Origin of the sequence: Neoroseomonas oryzicola (assembly GCF_012163135.1) — a bacterium.
Classification (GTDB): Bacteria; Pseudomonadota; Alphaproteobacteria; order Acetobacterales; family Acetobacteraceae; genus Neoroseomonas; species Neoroseomonas oryzicola.
The window spans coordinates 29,938-44,887 of sequence record NZ_JAAVUP010000013.1; the positions used below are offsets into that span (position 1 = coordinate 29,938).

The window sequence follows — 14,950 nt, forward strand, 5'->3', positions numbered from 1 at the left end:
GACGCTGAGTGCAAGGGCGACGATTGGCAATGACGCTCCAGCGCGTGGAAAGCACGGAAAAGCACGCAGCAAGGACCATGCCGGCCCCCGGCACCGTCCTGGCGCGGGCGAAGATGGAATGCGGCGACTACGCGATTCGGATCGCGCGGGACGGCACCTGGTATTACCGGGACAGCCCGATCCAGCGGAAGCCGCTGGTCTGCCTGTTCGCCTCGGTGCTGCGGCGGGGGGAGGACGGCTCCTATTGGCTCGAGACCCCGGCTGAGCGCGGCAGGATCGAGGTCGAGGACGCGCCCTTCATGGCGGTCGAGCTGTTCTGGCGCGATTGCGAATGCGGCTGCGCGACGAAGCAGCAATGCCTGACCTTCCGCACCAACCTCGATGAGATGGTGACCGCCGGCGCGGCGCACCCGATCCGGGTCGCGATCTGCCCCGTCACGCGCGAACCGCGCCCCTACATCACGGTGCGCCCGGGCCTCGAGGCGCGGATCAGTCGCGCGGTGTTCTACGAACTGGTGGCCCTCGCCCAGCCCGAGACGGTGGATGGGCGCGAGGTGCTGGGCGTCTGGTCCGAGGGGGTGTTCTTCCCGATCGACGAGTCGCCCGCGATCGACATGGCGGCGGATTGAGCGCCGCCCCGCTTTTCGCGCTCGATCCGGACGATCTCCGGGCGCGCCTCGCCGATCCTGATCGCCTGCCGCGCGACCGGCCGACGCCGGAGGACGACCTCGACCGCGTGGCGCGCACCGGCGGGACGGTGGTGCCGGCCGCGGTGCTGGTGCCGCTGGTGATGCGCCCCGAACCGACGGTGCTGCTCACGCTGCGCTCGGCGCGGCTGAAATCCCATTCCGGCCAGGTCTCCTTCCCCGGCGGCCGCATGGAGGAAGGCGAGACCCCCGAGGAAGCCGCGCTGCGCGAGGCGGAGGAGGAGGTCGGCCTGCACCGCTCCCTGCCCGAACTGGTCGGGCGGCTGCCCTCGCTGCTGACCGGCACCGGCTTCGCGGTGACGCCGGTGGTCGCCCTGCTGCGCCCGCCCTTCGCGCTGCGCCCCGATCCGGGCGAGGTGGAGGAGCCCTTCGAATACCCGCTGGCGCGGCTGCTCGATCCCGCGGCGCCGGAGCGCCGGCGGCAGGAATTCCGCGGCCGCATGCGCGAATTCTGGGTCTGGCCGCATGACCGGCACTACATCTGGGGTGCGACGGCCTCGATGCTGGTGACGCTGGCCGCGGTGCTGCGCGGCGAGGGCGACTAACCCAGCCGGAAACTCGGCAGGTAGCGCATCACCCGGCCCTGCCCGTCCACCACGCGCTTGTGGTGGATGGCGGGCGCCATCTCCGGTGGTAGTTCCACAGCGAAGCGGGCGGTCGAGACGAGCCGCGACAGGAAGGCGGCCCGCGTTCCCCCGGCGCCGCGGCGCGCGAGCACATAGGTCGCGAAGGCCTCGGCGTTCAGCGCCAGGATCTCGAAGCCCGAGCGCTTGATGAATTCCGTCACCCCGCCGACCACGCCGAAGCCCATGCGCCGCGTGTCCGCGTGGCTCGAGAAGTCATGCCCCCAGAGCAGCCCGTCCGGCTTCAGCTTCGGCGCAAAGGCGAGCAGGTCGGCGAGCACCGCGTCATGCGTGTGCATCGCATCGACATAGACGAGGTCGAGGCTGCCGTCGGGAAGGTCCGCCGCCGCCTGGGCCGAGAAGGCGCGGTGGATGCGCACGGCCGGCACGCCGGCGAAGCGCGCGGTCACGGCGCGGAACCGTCCCTCCTGGTCGTCGTCGGCGACGTTGTTGAGGTCGCGGACGTAGTCCTCCCGCGGCTGGTGCACCCAGGGATCGATCAGGTGCAGCGCGGAAGGCTGCACGCGCGCCAGGATCTGGGCCGAGAAATCGCCCGTGGCCACGCCGATCTCGGCGCAGGCCAGGCCCTTGGGCAGGCAGTCGAGGAGGTCCTCGCGCCGCGTGTCGACGAAGTACATGGGGCCGACCCTGGCAGCCGCGCGGCGCGCTGTCACCGGGGCCTCGTCTGGCCTTCACGGTTCGGGCGCTATATCTGGGAGGTCACGAAGACTCACCGGGAGAAAGCAACGTCCATGAGCACCACACGCCGCACCATGCTGGCCGCCGGCGCCGGCCTCCTCGCCGCGCCCGCCGTCCAGGCCCAGGGCGAATGGCCCAACAAGCCGGTCCGCATCATCGTGCCGTGGCCGCCCGGCGGGTCGACCGACGTGCTGGTGCGCCTCTATGCGGAGCTGCTGCAGCCGATCCTCGGCCAGCCCTTCGTGATCGAGAACCGCCCGGGCGCGGGCGGCAACATCGGCATCGACGCGACCGCCAAGGCGACGCCGGACGGCTACACGCTCGGCATCGCCTCGGTCGGCCACCTGGTGATCAACAACTTCCTCTATGCCCGCCTGCCCTACGACCCGGCGAAGGACCTGATGCCCGTCGGCATCGCCTGGGACCTGCCGAACGTCGTGGTGGTCAGCAGCCAGCACAACCCGTCGCGCAGCCTGGCGGACTTCATTGCCTGGTGCCGCGCGAAGCGGGGCGGCTTCACCTATGGCTCGCCGGGTGTCGGCACGACCGGGCACCTGACCGGTGCGCTCTTCGCGAGCCGCATCAACGTGGAAGGCACGCATGTGCCCTTCCGCGGCGCGGCGCAGATCATCCCGGCGATGCTGTCGGGTGATCTCGATTCCGCGCTCGACAACCTCGCCTCCTACGTGCCGGTGATCCAGGAGGGGCGGATGCGCGCGCTCGCCGTCACCTCCGCCGCGCGCTGGCCGACCATGCAGGACGTGCCGACCATGGCCGAGGCGGGGATGCCCAATTTCGTCGTCTCCTCCTGGCAGGGCTTTGTCTTCCCCGCCGGGACGCCGCGCGCGGCGATCGAGCGGCTGAACGGCGCGCTGCGCCGCGTGGTGTCCGACCAGGCGGTGAAGGACCGCTTCATCCGCATCGGCGCCGAGGCGGTGTGGTCCACGCCGGAGGAAATGATCGCCCGCGCCCAGGCCGAGCGCCCGATGTGGCAGGAGGCGGTGCGGGTGTCGGGCGCGCGGCTCGAATAGCGCCCGGCGGGCCTCCGGATAGGGGCGCGCGCCGCTACTTCTCGCAGCGGATGAAGACGGTGCTGGGGTGGACCTGCTCGCCCACCTCGGCCGCCGGCCGTTCGGCCGAGGCGCTTTCGCGCATCTGCGGCGTCACGCCGTTGCGGCGCAGGAAATCGACCGCCTCGGTCCCCTTCACCGCGAAGTTCACGTTCTGCGGGATGTCGCCGGTGCGCTGCGCGATGCGCGCGGCATTCAGTTTCGACACCACCACGCCGATCACGTTGCCCTGCCGGTCGAGCAGCGGCCCGCCGGAATTGCCCTGCTGCACCGGCGCGCTGATCTGGAACTGCTGCTGGTTGTCGCCGAGCCCCGAGAGCGCGCTGACCTCCCCGGTCGTCAACGTCGGGCCCGACGACAGAAGGCCCGCGAGCGGGAAGCCGTAGGTCACCACGCTCTCGCCCCGCCGCACCGGGTTCGAGCGGAAGGAGAGGACCGGCCCGGCCTCCCCGGTCACGCGCACCAGCGCGAGGTCGCGCCGCGCATCCGCGGCCGGCACCTGGGCCGGCAGGGTGCGATTATCCGCCGTGCGGACGAAGACGCGCTGGCAGCCGTCGATGACGTGGTGGTTGGTCAGCACCGCACCGCCGCCGACGACGAAGCCGGTGCCGGTGGTCACGCGCGCATTGGGGTTGGGCCGCGCGGTGCCGGCGGGCGGCGGCGGCAGGGCGCCGGCCACGCCTTCGGGTGCCGGCTTGCGGTCGGGCAGTCCGGGCAGGCCCGGCATCGCCAGGACCGGCGGCGGGGCGGCCATCACCACTGTGCGGTTGGCGCAGATGTCGACGTTGCGCTGCACGACGTCCTGCCCGCCCTGCAGCACCAGGCGCAGGTCGAAGGCGCAGCCCGCGCCTTCGGACGGGCGCAGCGCGAAGGTCTGCCCGGGCCCGAGCGGGCCCCGGTTCAGCAGGTTCGCCCCCCATTCCGCCCGCCCGCTACGCACCGCATAGAGCCCGACCGCCGTGCCCGGCGTGCGGTTGACGATGCGGAAGGGTTCGTTCTGCGCCAGCGCCGGCGATGCGGGGACACCGGAGGCAAGCAGGGCGGCGGCGATGACGAGGCGCATGGAACGATTCATGCCCGCAGCGCCCCCGCGCCTGTCAATCGGCATTGCCATGTCCCGGCGCGACCTGCGTCACGCTCATCGCGGCGCGGGCGCGATGCTGGGCAGCAGGCGGTCGCTGCCGCCGACCTGCGGCAGCGCGCCGGCGCGCGGCGCCGGGGCGGGACCGCCCGCGAGCTCGATGTTGCGCTGCGTGCAGATGTCCGCCTCGCGCTGGACCAGTTCCTGCCCGTTCTGCAGCACCAGGCGGATGTCGAAGAGGCAGCCCGCGCCTTCGCCGGGACGCAGCGCGAAGAAGGTGCCCGGGGCCAGCGGATCCCGCAGCAGGTTTGCCCCCCAGGGCTGCCCCGTGCGCGAGACATAGAGCCCGGTCGCCGGCACCGCGGCGCGGTTGGTGACGCGAAAGGGCTCGTTCTGGGCGGAAGCCCCCGGCGCGATGGCGAGGAACGCCAGGACGGCGAGGCAGGCGACGGTCCGGATCATCGCCTTTGCATGTCGGCAGTCGCCATCGCGGAGTCAATTGCGGAGCGCCCTTGACCTTCCCATTATGGGAAACCCCATCTGGGCGGCGAGAGGTTGACCATGCCCGAAGCCCCCCTGTCCGAACCCCGTCTTCTCCTGCCCGTCGAGGGCATGACCTGCGCCGCCTGCGCGCTGCGCGTGCGCCGTGCCCTGACAGCCGTCCCCGGCGTCGCATCCGCCGAGGTGAACCCCGCCTCCGGCCAGGCCGAGGTGCGCGGCACCGCCCCCGTGGGCGACCTCGCCGTCGCCGTCGCCAAGGCCGGCTACCGCGTGCCGGAGGTCACCTTCGACCTCGGCGTCGGCGGCATGACCTGCGCGTCCTGCGTGAAGCGCGTCGAGAAGGCGCTGTCGCGCGTGCCCGGCGTGCTCGAGGTGAGCGTGAACCTCGCGACCGAGCGCGCCCATCTGCGCGCGGTGGCGGGCACCGAGGAAGCGGCGCTCGCCGCCGCGCTGACCCGCGCCGGCTACCACCTGGTCGCGGCGAGCGAGGCGGCGGCGGAAGATCCCGGCGCGTCGCGCGAGAAGCGCGACCTGCTCCTCGCCGCCGCGCTGACCGCGCCCTTCCTGGTCGGCATGGTGGGCCTGCCCTTCGGCCGGGACTGGATGCCGGGCGGCTGGTGGCAGGCGGTGCTCGCCACGCCGGTGGTATTCGTGCTGGGCGCGCGCTTCTGGCGCGCGGGCTGGGCCGCGGCGCGGGCCGGGACCGGCAACATGGACCAGCTGGTCGCCATCGGCACCGGCGCCGCCTGGGGCCTGTCGATGTGGCTGCTGCTGCGCCACGGCGCGGCGCACGCCCACCACCTGTATTTCGAGGCCGCCGCCGTCGTCGTCTTCTTCGTGCTGCTGGGCAAGTGGCTCGAGGCGCGGGCGAAGCGCGCGACGGGGGCGGCGATCCGCGCCCTACTCGGCCTCGCCCCGCGCACCGCGCGGCGGATCGAGGACGGCGCGGAACGCGAGGTCCCGGCCGCGGCCCTTGTTGTGGGCGACCTGGTCGTGGTGCGGCCCGGCGAGCGCATCCCGGCCGATGGCGAGGTGCGGGAGGGCCGGTCCGGCGTCGACGAAAGCGCCCTGACCGGCGAAAGCCGCGCGGTCGAGAAGGAGCCCGGCGCGAAGGTCGCGACCGGCACCATCGCGCTCGACGGCCGGCTGGTGATCGAGGTCCGCGCGGTGGGCGGGGAGACGATGCTCGCCCGCGTCGCGGCGCTGGTCGCCGCCGCCCAGGCCTCCCGCGCGCCGGTGCAGAAGTTGGTCGACCGCGTGAGCGCGATCTTCGTGCCTGTGGTGCTCGCCATCGCCGCGGTGACGCTGGCGGGCTGGCTGCTGGCGGGCGCGGATGCGGAAACCGCGATCATCACCGCCGTCTCGGTGCTCGTCATCGCCTGCCCCTGCGCTCTCGGTCTCGCCACGCCGGCGGCGATCATGGCCGGGACGGGGACCGCGGCGCGCGCCGGCATCCTGGTGCGCGACGTCGATGCCATCGAACGCGCGCAGGGCGTCACGCTCGTCGCCTTCGACAAGACCGGCACGCTGACCGAAGGCAAGCCGCGGCTCGCCGCGCTGCATCCGGCCGAGGGCGTGACGGAGGGCGATGCGCTGCGCCTGGCGGGCGCGCTGCAGGCGGGCAGCGAGCACCCGCTCGCCCGTGCGGTGGTGGCCGCTAGCGGCGCCGTGGCGCCTGCGGCCAACTTCCGGGCCCTGCCCGGGCGCGGCGTGGAGGGCGTGGTGGACGGACGGCGCATCGCGCTCGGCAGCCCGCGCCTGCTCGCCGAAAGCGGCGCCGATGCCGGGGCGCTGGTCGCGGCTGCGGAGGCCGAGGCCGCTCAGGGCCGCAGCCTCGCCTGGCTGATCGAGGGTGACCGCGCGCTCGCGCTGCTCGCCTTCGAGGACGCGCCGAAGCCCGGCGCCGCCGCCGCCGTCGCCGGCCTGCGCGCCATGGGCATCCGCACGGCGATGCTGAGCGGCGACATCCGCGCCGCGGCCGAAGGTGTCGCCGCACAGCTCGGCATCGACACCGTCGCCGCCGAGGTCCTGCCCGACGGCAAGGTCGATGCGGTCGCCGCCTGGCAGGCCGAGGGCGCGCGCGTCGCCATGGTCGGCGACGGCGTGAACGATGCGCCTGCGCTGGCGAAGGCCGAACTCGGCATCGCCATGGGCACCGGCACCGATGTCGCGATCGAGGCGGCGGGCATCACCCTGCTGCGCGGCGATCCCGCCCTGGTCCCCGCGGCGATCGAGGTGGCGCGGCGGACCCATGCGAAGATCCGCCAGAACCTGGTCTGGGCCTTCGGCTACAACGTCGTCGGCCTGCCGCTCGCGGCCCTCGGCATGCTCTCGCCCGTCGTGGCGGGGGCGGCGATGGCGGCGTCCAGCGTCAGCGTCCTGACCAGCGCCTTGCTGCTCGCGCGCTGGCGGCCGAAGGGAGATGCACGGTGAACATCGGCGACGCGGCCGCGGCCTCCGGCGTCTCGGCCAAGATGATCCGGCACTATGAATCGATCGGCCTGCTCAAGGCCCTGCGCAGCACCAACGGCTACCGCGTCTATGCCGAACGCGATGTCGCGCTGCTGCGCTTCATCCGCCACGCGCGCGACCTCGGCTTCCCGCTCGAGGATGTGCGCCGGCTGCTCGCCCTCTGGCAGGACCGGGACCGGGCGAGCAAGGAGGTGAAGCGGCTTGCGCTGGCGCATGTCGCCGCCCTCGAGACCAAGGCAGAATCGCTGCGAACGATGGCGGCGAGCCTGCGCCACCTGGCCGCGCACTGCCACGGCGATGCGCGCCCCGACTGCCCGATCCTCGACGACCTCGCACGGAAGGAATGAGACCCATGGCCAAGACCGAGAACGCCCCCGCCCTGATCACGCTGAAGGTGGGCGGCATGTCCTGCGGCCACTGCGTCAGCGCCGTGACCGCCGCCATCCAGGCCAAGGACCCGACCGCGAAGGTCGTGGTCGACCTGACCGAGGGCACCGTGAAGTCCGAGACCGTGCTGCCGCGCCACGTCGTGTCGATGGCGGTGGAGGAGGAAGGCTACGAGGTGAAGTCCTCGGACTGAGGCCGCGCGCCACGTTGATCTGAATCAACCTGGATCCGCGCCGCTCCTGCGATGGTGCGGCCATGCGGATACCAGGCCCATGCCGGCGATACGCAGCGCCAACGGCGTGAAGGACGCCGGCCCCCTCCTCGCGGCGGCGACGCCCGAGGTGCGTGCGCGGCTCCTCGCGGAGGCGAAGCCCCTGATGGTGCCGCGCGGGGGCACGGTGCTCGCGCAGGATGCGCCGGCGGATTTCCTCTATGTGCTGACCCAGGGCTCGATCGGCCTCAGCACCGCCGAGGAAGGCAACAGCGGCACGATGGTCGAGATCCTCGCCCCCGGCGAGGCCTTCGTCATCGCCGCGGTGATGCTGCGCATGCCGAGCCCGGTCGCCGCCACGGCGCTGGCGCCCACGCGGCTCATCGCCATCGAGGCCGAGCGCCTGCGCGCCGCCGCCGCCGGCGATCCCGGGCTGATGCGCGCGGCGATGGAACAGATGGCGCGCCAGTGGCGGCTGATGATCGACCAGGTGGTCGACCTCAAGACGCGCGACGCGACGCAGCGTGCGGCGCGCTTCCTCGCGCGCCGGCTGCCGGCCGCGCGCGGGCCGGTCGACCTGCCCGAACCGCGTGCGGCGATCGCCGCGCGGCTCGGCATGACGCCCGAGAGCCTGTCGCGCGCGCTGCATGGGCTCGAGGCCGCCGGGCTGCTGCGCCTGCACGGCCGGCGCGTCGACGTGCCCGACCGCGCGGCGCTGCTGCGCGTGACGCTGCCGAGGACGGAAGCGCGCGCCCGGTCCGCCTAGGGACTTTCCAGCCTGCCCGTCGCATGGTGCCATACCCCCGAAGCATCGAAGGGGGAAATGCCGATGGCTCGCGTGCCCGACATGACGGTCGCCGACCTCAAGGAAGCCGATCGCGACCTGCTCAAGCGCAACATCGCGCTGCATCGCGCGCTGACCAACAGCCCCAACGGGGCGCGGGCCTTCTCGGGCCTCGGGCAGTTCATCCGCTACGGATCGACGCTCGACCCGCGCCTGCGCGAGCTCGCGATCCTGCAGGTCGGCTGGCTCGCGCGCTCGGCCTATGAATGGTCGCACCACGTCAAGATCGGCTTCGACTTCGGCGTGAGCGAAGCCGACATCCACGCCCTGATCGCCGAGACCGAGGGCCGCGACAGCGCGCTCGAGCCGCTGGCGAAGCTCGTGCTGCTCGCGGCGCGGGAGGCCTATGCGGGGCCTGGCGTCAGCGAGGGGACCTTCGAACGCCTGCGCGCGTATTTCGACAATGAGCGCCTGGTCGACCTGGTGCTGGTCATCGGCTTCTACTGCGCGGTGGTGCGCGTGCTCGCCTCGCTCGATATCCAGGTGGAGCCGGACTACCAGCCCTATCTGGACCGGTTTCCGCTGCCGACCTGAGGAGGGGCGCCGCCCCTCCTCGCCGCCCCGCCAGAGGCCGAAAGGCCTCTGGACACCATCACCTGGGTCGTCTCAGAGCGTGAAGGGAGCGGGATCGGCGAAGCGGCGGACCACGTTGCGGATCAGTTGCGCCGTCGCATTGGCGTAGCCATCCACCGGCAGCGCGCCGATGAAGTTCATCGACCCCACCGAGAAGACGGCGCCGCCATTCGGCGTCTCGAAGAAGGTCACGTCGGAGCGGATCAGATCCTCCCGCGTGCCGGGCCAGGTGTGGTCGCGGCGTTCCTCGTTGACCGGCTGGTAGCTCGCTTCGTGCACCACGGCGCGGGCGACGATCAGCGCATGGTGCGGCGTGCCGAGGCTGACATCGGCGCGGTCGAGTTCATGCCCCGCCGCGCCGCCGCCCATCAGCCCGCGATCGCCGAAGATGCCGCCGGGCGTCGCGGTGGCTTCCATGCCTTCGCGCAGGAAGGCGACGCGCGGGTCGAGCACCGCATCGGTGAAGGTATAGGGATGCCCGTTGTAGTTGCCCTGCGTGCTGAATCCGACGCCGACGAGGGCCTGCGGCGGCCGCCCGAGCCGGCGCCACAGCCCGCCATAGCCGCCGTCGAAGGCGTGGTAGCCCTCGCCGGGCAGCGTCTCCCACAGGCGGATGCCGCCCTCGGCGCGGCGCAGCTCGAAGGCCCAGGGGCCGCTGCGATGCGGCGCGACGCGCCAGTAGAAGCCGTTGCCGCCGAGGTAGACGAAGCGCCCGCCATTCGCGAGATACCAGGCGATGGCGTCGAGCGTCTCATGCGTGTGGTATTCGGGATGCTGTCCGGTCAGCACGACGGCGTAGCGCGACAGCAGCGCCGCGCCCTCGGCATGGACGTCGTGGTCGGTGATGACCTCGACCTCGATCCCCGCGCGGTCGAGCATGTCGAGGATGTAGCTGTCGGCCGCGATCCAGTAGGTGCCTGACCCTGTCGGATCAGGATCCATCAGGTGGAACTGGTTGACGCGCTTGTCGATCATCGGCCGGCGCATCGTGGACATCACGACGCCCGATCCGTCCGCATGATGGTTGTAGGGCGACAGCCCATATTCCGGATGCCCGTCCGGCGCCTGCGGCAGCGCGCCCCAGGCGGCGGCGCGCGGTGCGATCTGCGCTTGGCGCCCGGCGCGCACGAACTGGCTGTACACCGTGTAGGTCATGGTCGGCGCGAGGAAGGCGACGCGCGCCTTCCGCCCTGGATCCTTTGCCCGCACGAAGAAGGGGATGTTGTCCCGCCCGCCCTCGGTCTCGAGGTGCAGGGCGTAGAGGCCACTCGGCCAATCCGCCGGCACGTCGAGCGTGAGCGACGGCGACCATCCCGCGTCGCCGATGTCGTCGGAGTGGAAGTGGATGGCGTCGTAGTGGCGCGGCGCCTCGGTCCAGCGATGCACGGCGCCGGTCCAGTCCGGCCCGGTCATGGCGCGCGTCGGCAGGTTGTGGCAGCGGCCATGCCAACGGCCTGGCCCGATGTCGGCGACGTCGTCGGTCGGGATGCCGATGGCGAAGTCCCAATCGGCCAGCACCTCCGCCGGCGGCGGCGCGGCGCTGCCGGCCTGCGCGCAGAGCCGTTCGCCGATACTCTCGTCGCCACGCAGGATGCGCGGCCGGGCGATCTTGCCGTCGAAATGCAGATGCGCGGCGCGCTCGGCCGCGATGGCGGCGCTGCCGATACCGGAGGGGCGCGCATCGCGCGTCGTCGCCTGCGCGACGGCGGCCTCATCCACATCGAGGCGCTTCGCCCGCGGCACCTGCGCCACCTCCAGCACGCCGCTCGCCGGGTCGATCCGGCAGGCGATGTCGTGCCAGGCGCGTTCGGTCAGCGGCACGCCGGCCTCGACGATCGTCGTCGCGCCGCCCGACGTCAGCCGCGCGAAGGCGCCGCGCGGCCCGATGCCGAGCGTCAGCATCGCCCCGCCGCCCGCGCAGGACAGCACCGGCTGCGCACCGCGCCCCGGCAGCGTCGGCCAGATCGTCGCCGCCAGCGTCAGTGGCGCGTCGCCCGCGCCGAGGTCCACCGCCGGCACCTCGACCCAGGAGCCAAGGCGCATCGCCTGCTCGGTGCCTTCATGCTCGCCCGCGATGCCGCAGGGCATCGGGATCTCGCGATACCCCGGGCCGGCCGGGTTCGGATCGCCGCAGAGGATGCGGGCGACGCGCGCGCGATAACGCCCGCCCCCCGCCACGCCGATCATGAATCGGAGTGCATCGCCCTGGCGCACGCTCCAGCGCTCGGCATAGCCGGTGACGGGCAGCATCGGCTCACCCGCGCTTCACGTTCCAGAACAGCGGCAGCCCCTTCAGCACGCCCTGCAGGTCGTCGCGATAGGCCGTCGGCTGGTAGAACTGGCCGAGCGGCACATAGGGCACGTCGATGAAGGCCTGGCGCTGCATGTCGCGGCCGATGCGCGCGCGCACCTCGTCGCTGGTGGATTGCAGCCACTCGTCGCGCAGCTCCTCGAGCTTCGCGCTCGTGGACCAGCCGAAGGTCGCATTCAGCCCGCTGCCGCGGATGAAGTTGTGCGCGGCCGGATTGAACTGGTTCACCCCCGCCGTGTAGGTGCAGTAGGCGTTGTAGCCGCCGCGTTCCGGCACTTCCCGGTTCGCCTGGCGGCGCAGCGCGGACGCCCAGTCCATCGCCGCGTAGTCGAGGTTGATGCCGATCCGCCGGAAGGTGTCGGAGACCACCTCGCTCATCGCGGTGATGGCGGGGAAGTCGGTCGGGCCCATCATCAGGACCTTCTCGCCCTTGTAGCCCGCCTGTTCGAGCGCGCGGCGCGCCGCGGCGAGGTCGCGCGGACCGTTCAGCGCCTCCATCCCCACGTCGCTCGCCATCAGCGATCCCGGCGCGAAGAAGCCGACGCCGGCGCGCCACAGCGACCGGTCGGTGCCGGCGACCGCCGTCATCACGTCCTCCTGGCTGATGGCGCCGAGCACCGCGCGGCGGATCGCCGGATTGTCGAAGGGCGGATGCAGGTGGTTGAAGCGCAGCATGGCGATGGCGCCGGTGGGATCGAGCACCTCCACCTTCAGCCCGCGCTGGCGCTGCAGCCTCGGCAGCAGGTCCGAGGTCGGCTGCTCCCACCAATCCACCTCGTTCCGCTGCAGCGCGGCCGAGGCCGTGCTGGCATCGGGGATGGTCAGCCATTCCACGCGATCGAGGTTCACGATCTTCGGGCCCGCGAGCAGGCTGGTGGTGCCACTTGCGCGCGGCACGTAGCCGTCGAACTTCGCATAGACCGCGCGCGATCCGGGTACGCGCTCGCTCGCGACGAAGCGGAAGGGGCCGCTGCCCACCATCTCGCTGATCGGCAGGGCGGGATCGGAATTGGCCAGGCGCTCAGGCATGATGAAGGCGACGTTGGCGCCGATCTTGCCGAGCGCATCGGGCAGCAGCGGGAAGGGCCGCTTCAGCCGCCAGCGCACCACGCGGTCCGAGGTCGCGGTGATCTCGTCCGTCACCGCCATCGCGGCGATGCCGAACTGGTCGCGCACGCCCCAGCGGCGTAGGCTCGCGACCACGTCGCGCGCGCGCACCGGCTCGTTGTCGTGGAACTTCAGCCCTTCGCGCAGCGTCATGATCCAGGTGCGGCCGTCATCCTCGACGACATGGCCTTCGAGCATCTGCGGATGCGCGCGGTACTGCTCGTCCCAGCCATAGAGCGTGTCGAAGACGAGGAAGCCGTGGTTGCGCGTGACGAAGCCGGTGGTCGCGATCGGGTCGAGGATCGCGATATCCGCCTGCGGCACGAAGCGCAGCACGCGCTGGCCCTGCGCCGCGGCCAGGCGCGGCGAGGCGATCGCACCGGCGCCGATGGCGGCGGTGGTCTGCAGGAAGGAGCGTCGTTGCATCGGGGATCCCTCACCTCGGCTTCGGGCCTGCGCGGGGATGCGCAGCGCCGCCGGTCGTGACGGGCGGAGCCTGCGACGCACGCCGCAGGCTGGCAAGGGGGCGCGCGCTACACGCGCTGGAAGTCGATCACGCGGCTGCGGTTCGTCGCGATGCGCAGCACGCCCGGCGCACGCAGCCAGAGGCAGGCACGCCCGGGCCAGGGCAGCGCGCCGACCGGCATGATCGCGCGATCCGCCGCGAGCGGCGTGAGCGGCACGACGCGATGCAGCGGCCCGCTGCCCATCGACGCCGTCGCGCCGCCATCGGCGGCGATGGCGATCGACAGCTCCGCGTGCATCGCCGCGGCGCGCCATGTGCCGGCGAGGCCGGCATCGAGCCGCGCATCCGCCGCGACGGGATGGAAGCGCCGCGCGGCGTGGCCCACCTCGCCCACGATGTCCGCGCCGTCGCGACGCAGCCGCATCGGCAGGTAGGGCGACAGCGCGACGGCCTCGCCCTCCGTCGCGCCGGGCAGCAGCGTGTCGCGCGATCCCATGAAGGTCGCGCTGCCCTCGCCCAGTTCGAGCCAGGTCGGCCCGCTTGCCTCGACGAACAGACCGCGCGGCAGTGCCGGCGCATCGAGGCACGGCGGCGCGATGCCGAGCAGCCGCGCCATGACGCGCAGCGCGGGAAGATAAGGCTCGGTCTCCTCGCGGTTCGACAGCAGCACGACGCCGCTGCCTGTCGCCGGATCGAGCAGGACGTGGTTCTTGAATCCCGGCAGGTGCCCGCCATGCCCGACGAGCCGCACGCCGTCGATCCCGGTCACATGCATCCCGAGCCCGTAATGCGACGCGCGGCCATCCGCGAGCGTCGCCGGCGTCGCCAGCCGCGCGAGCACGTCGCCGGCCGGCCCGTCGCCGCGCAGCAGCGCGCGCAGCCAGGTCGCGAGGTCCTCCGCGCTGCCGGCCAGCGCGCCCGAGCCCGACAGCGCCATGCCGTAGGATCCGACGCGCCAGGGCGCATCCGGCCCCTCGCGCCAGTATCCGTCGGCAAGCCCGGCGAGCGGCCGGTCCCAGGCGGTCGGAAAGCGGAAGCCGGTGCCGAGCGCCGCGTTCAGCGGTACTTCCACCCAGGCGGCGAAGGCGCCGCCCTGCCGCGCGAGCGCGTGCTCGACCAGCCGGTAGCCGGTGTTGCTGTAGGACATCTCGCTGCCCGGCGCGAAGTCGAGGCCGGGCAGCGCCGCCGTGAAGGCATCGAGCGCCGCCGCATCCACCGCGGCGGAGGCCGGCACGCCGCAGAGCATGTAGCTCTGCAGCAGGTCGGGGATACCCGAGGTCATCGACAGCGCGCGCACCACCGGCACCGACCCGATCGCGTCCGGAAGGCCGGGAACCAGCGCGCCGAGCGGCGCGGCGAGGTCGATCCCGCGATGCAGCGCATAGGCGCACAGCAGGTGCTTGGTGATGGAGGCGAAGCGGCTTGGCGTGCGCGGCGTGAAGGGGATGCCGTGCTGCAGGCTCGCCAGCCCGGCGGAGGCCTGGCCGCGGATGCCGTCGCGGTCGAACAGCAGGATGGTCCCGCCCGGCGCTGCCTCGCCGGGTGCGGCCCAGGCGGCGACGATGGCCTCGGCCTCAACGAGGGCGGCCGTCCAGTCGGGTGGGGTCATGGAAAAGGGTCTCGCCTCGCGGCTGCGGCAGGGGCGCGCAGCATGGACGAGGCGGGGAGGCGTGCGAAGCCGTGGGCAGGTCGGGAAAACTGGTGCCGGCACGCGGATTTGAACCGCGGACCTACTGATTACGAATCAGTTGCTCTACCACTGAGCTATGCCGGCCCCTGGCCGCCGCGCGTCGCCGCACGGTCCGGGCGGCGCGTCATACCCGCGCGCGGCCCCGCCTGCAACCGGGTGTTTCCCGCCCAAGCCAATCGGCCGGTTCCATGCTATTCCATGCCCAGCC

The 14,950-nt window shown here is 72.6% G+C and carries 14 protein-coding genes and 1 tRNA gene; 8 read left to right on the plus strand and 7 right to left on the minus strand.

Going from position 1 to position 14,950, the window contains the following annotated elements:
- Nucleotides 1-44 precede the first annotated feature (44 nt).
- Both GWK15_RS22670 and GWK15_RS22675 read left to right on the plus strand, forming a co-directional pair.
- Nucleotides 45-629 (plus strand): DUF1285 domain-containing protein, encoded by a 585-nt coding sequence (locus tag GWK15_RS22670; RefSeq protein WP_338147318.1) that lies wholly within the window; start codon nucleotides 45-47, stop codon nucleotides 627-629.
- Nucleotides 626-1,252 carry a CoA pyrophosphatase gene (locus tag GWK15_RS22675; protein ID WP_168043682.1) on the plus strand — a complete coding sequence of 209 codons (627 nt, stop codon included), beginning with the start codon at nucleotides 626-628 and terminating at the stop codon, nucleotides 1,250-1,252. The genes GWK15_RS22670 and GWK15_RS22675 overlap by 4 nt, the downstream gene beginning before the upstream one ends.
- On the opposite strand, the gene GWK15_RS22680 is transcribed toward GWK15_RS22675, so the two are convergent.
- Complete coding sequence (locus GWK15_RS22680) at nucleotides 1,249-1,968, minus strand: class I SAM-dependent methyltransferase (protein ID WP_168043683.1); 720 nt, start codon at nucleotides 1,966-1,968, stop codon at nucleotides 1,249-1,251. The two genes, GWK15_RS22675 and GWK15_RS22680, sit on opposite strands and share 4 nt — an antisense overlap.
- 114 nt (nucleotides 1,969-2,082) lie before the next feature.
- On the opposite strand from GWK15_RS22680, the gene GWK15_RS22685 reads away from it, so the two are divergent.
- A complete protein-coding gene (locus GWK15_RS22685) occupies nucleotides 2,083-3,060 on the plus strand; it encodes a Bug family tripartite tricarboxylate transporter substrate binding protein (RefSeq protein WP_168043684.1) in 978 nt (325 codons plus the stop codon).
- 34 nt (nucleotides 3,061-3,094) lie between these two features.
- On the opposite strand, the gene GWK15_RS22690 is transcribed toward GWK15_RS22685, so the two are convergent.
- Nucleotides 3,095-4,162: a S1C family serine protease gene (locus tag GWK15_RS22690; RefSeq protein WP_245211844.1), complete on the minus strand. Its 1,068-nt coding sequence runs from the start codon at nucleotides 4,160-4,162 to the stop codon at nucleotides 3,095-3,097.
- A gap of 75 nt (nucleotides 4,163-4,237) precedes the next feature.
- Nucleotides 4,238-4,642 carry a hypothetical protein gene (locus GWK15_RS22695; RefSeq protein WP_168043686.1) on the minus strand — a complete coding sequence of 135 codons (405 nt, stop codon included), beginning with the start codon at nucleotides 4,640-4,642 and terminating at the stop codon, nucleotides 4,238-4,240.
- Between the two features lie 99 nt (nucleotides 4,643-4,741).
- Between GWK15_RS22695 and GWK15_RS22700 the strand changes: the two genes are divergently transcribed.
- The 5 genes from GWK15_RS22700 to GWK15_RS22720 all read left to right on the plus strand — a co-directional run bounded on the left by GWK15_RS22700 (nucleotide 4,742) and on the right by GWK15_RS22720 (nucleotide 9,129).
- Entirely contained in the window at nucleotides 4,742-7,114 is a 2,373-nt protein-coding gene (locus GWK15_RS22700; RefSeq protein WP_168043687.1) for a heavy metal translocating P-type ATPase, read from the plus strand.
- Nucleotides 7,111-7,500 carry a Cu(I)-responsive transcriptional regulator gene (cueR, locus tag GWK15_RS22705; protein WP_168043688.1) on the plus strand — a complete coding sequence of 130 codons (390 nt, stop codon included), beginning with the start codon at nucleotides 7,111-7,113 and terminating at the stop codon, nucleotides 7,498-7,500. Before GWK15_RS22700 ends, cueR begins: the two co-directional genes overlap by 4 nt.
- Nucleotides 7,501-7,505: 5 nt before the next feature.
- Nucleotides 7,506-7,733, plus strand: a complete 228-nt coding sequence (locus GWK15_RS22710; RefSeq protein WP_168043689.1) for a cation transporter — start codon at nucleotides 7,506-7,508, stop codon at nucleotides 7,731-7,733.
- Nucleotides 7,734-7,812: 79 nt separating this feature from the next.
- Complete coding sequence (locus tag GWK15_RS22715; RefSeq protein WP_168043690.1) at nucleotides 7,813-8,517, plus strand: Crp/Fnr family transcriptional regulator; 705 nt, start codon at nucleotides 7,813-7,815, stop codon at nucleotides 8,515-8,517.
- Between the two features lie 63 nt (nucleotides 8,518-8,580).
- Nucleotides 8,581-9,129, plus strand: a complete 549-nt coding sequence (locus GWK15_RS22720; protein WP_168043691.1) for a carboxymuconolactone decarboxylase family protein — start codon at nucleotides 8,581-8,583, stop codon at nucleotides 9,127-9,129.
- A gap of 72 nt (nucleotides 9,130-9,201) precedes the next feature.
- Here the strand turns inward: GWK15_RS22720 and GWK15_RS22725 are convergent, their stop codons facing one another.
- The 4 genes from GWK15_RS22725 to GWK15_RS22740 form a co-directional block, all read right to left on the minus strand.
- Nucleotides 9,202-11,418 (minus strand): N,N-dimethylformamidase beta subunit family domain-containing protein, encoded by a 2,217-nt coding sequence (locus GWK15_RS22725; RefSeq protein ID WP_168043692.1) that lies wholly within the window; start codon nucleotides 11,416-11,418, stop codon nucleotides 9,202-9,204.
- Between the two features lie 4 nt (nucleotides 11,419-11,422).
- Nucleotides 11,423-13,012 carry an ABC transporter substrate-binding protein gene (locus GWK15_RS22730; RefSeq protein WP_168043693.1) on the minus strand — a complete coding sequence of 530 codons (1,590 nt, stop codon included), beginning with the start codon at nucleotides 13,010-13,012 and terminating at the stop codon, nucleotides 11,423-11,425.
- A 107-nt stretch (nucleotides 13,013-13,119) separates the two neighbouring features.
- Entirely contained in the window at nucleotides 13,120-14,661 is a 1,542-nt protein-coding gene (locus GWK15_RS22735; protein WP_168043694.1) for a serine hydrolase domain-containing protein, read from the minus strand.
- 90 nt (nucleotides 14,662-14,751) lie between these two features.
- Nucleotides 14,752-14,826: transfer RNA gene (locus GWK15_RS22740), tRNA-Thr, on the minus strand.
- Between the last annotated feature and the right edge of the window lie 124 nt (nucleotides 14,827-14,950).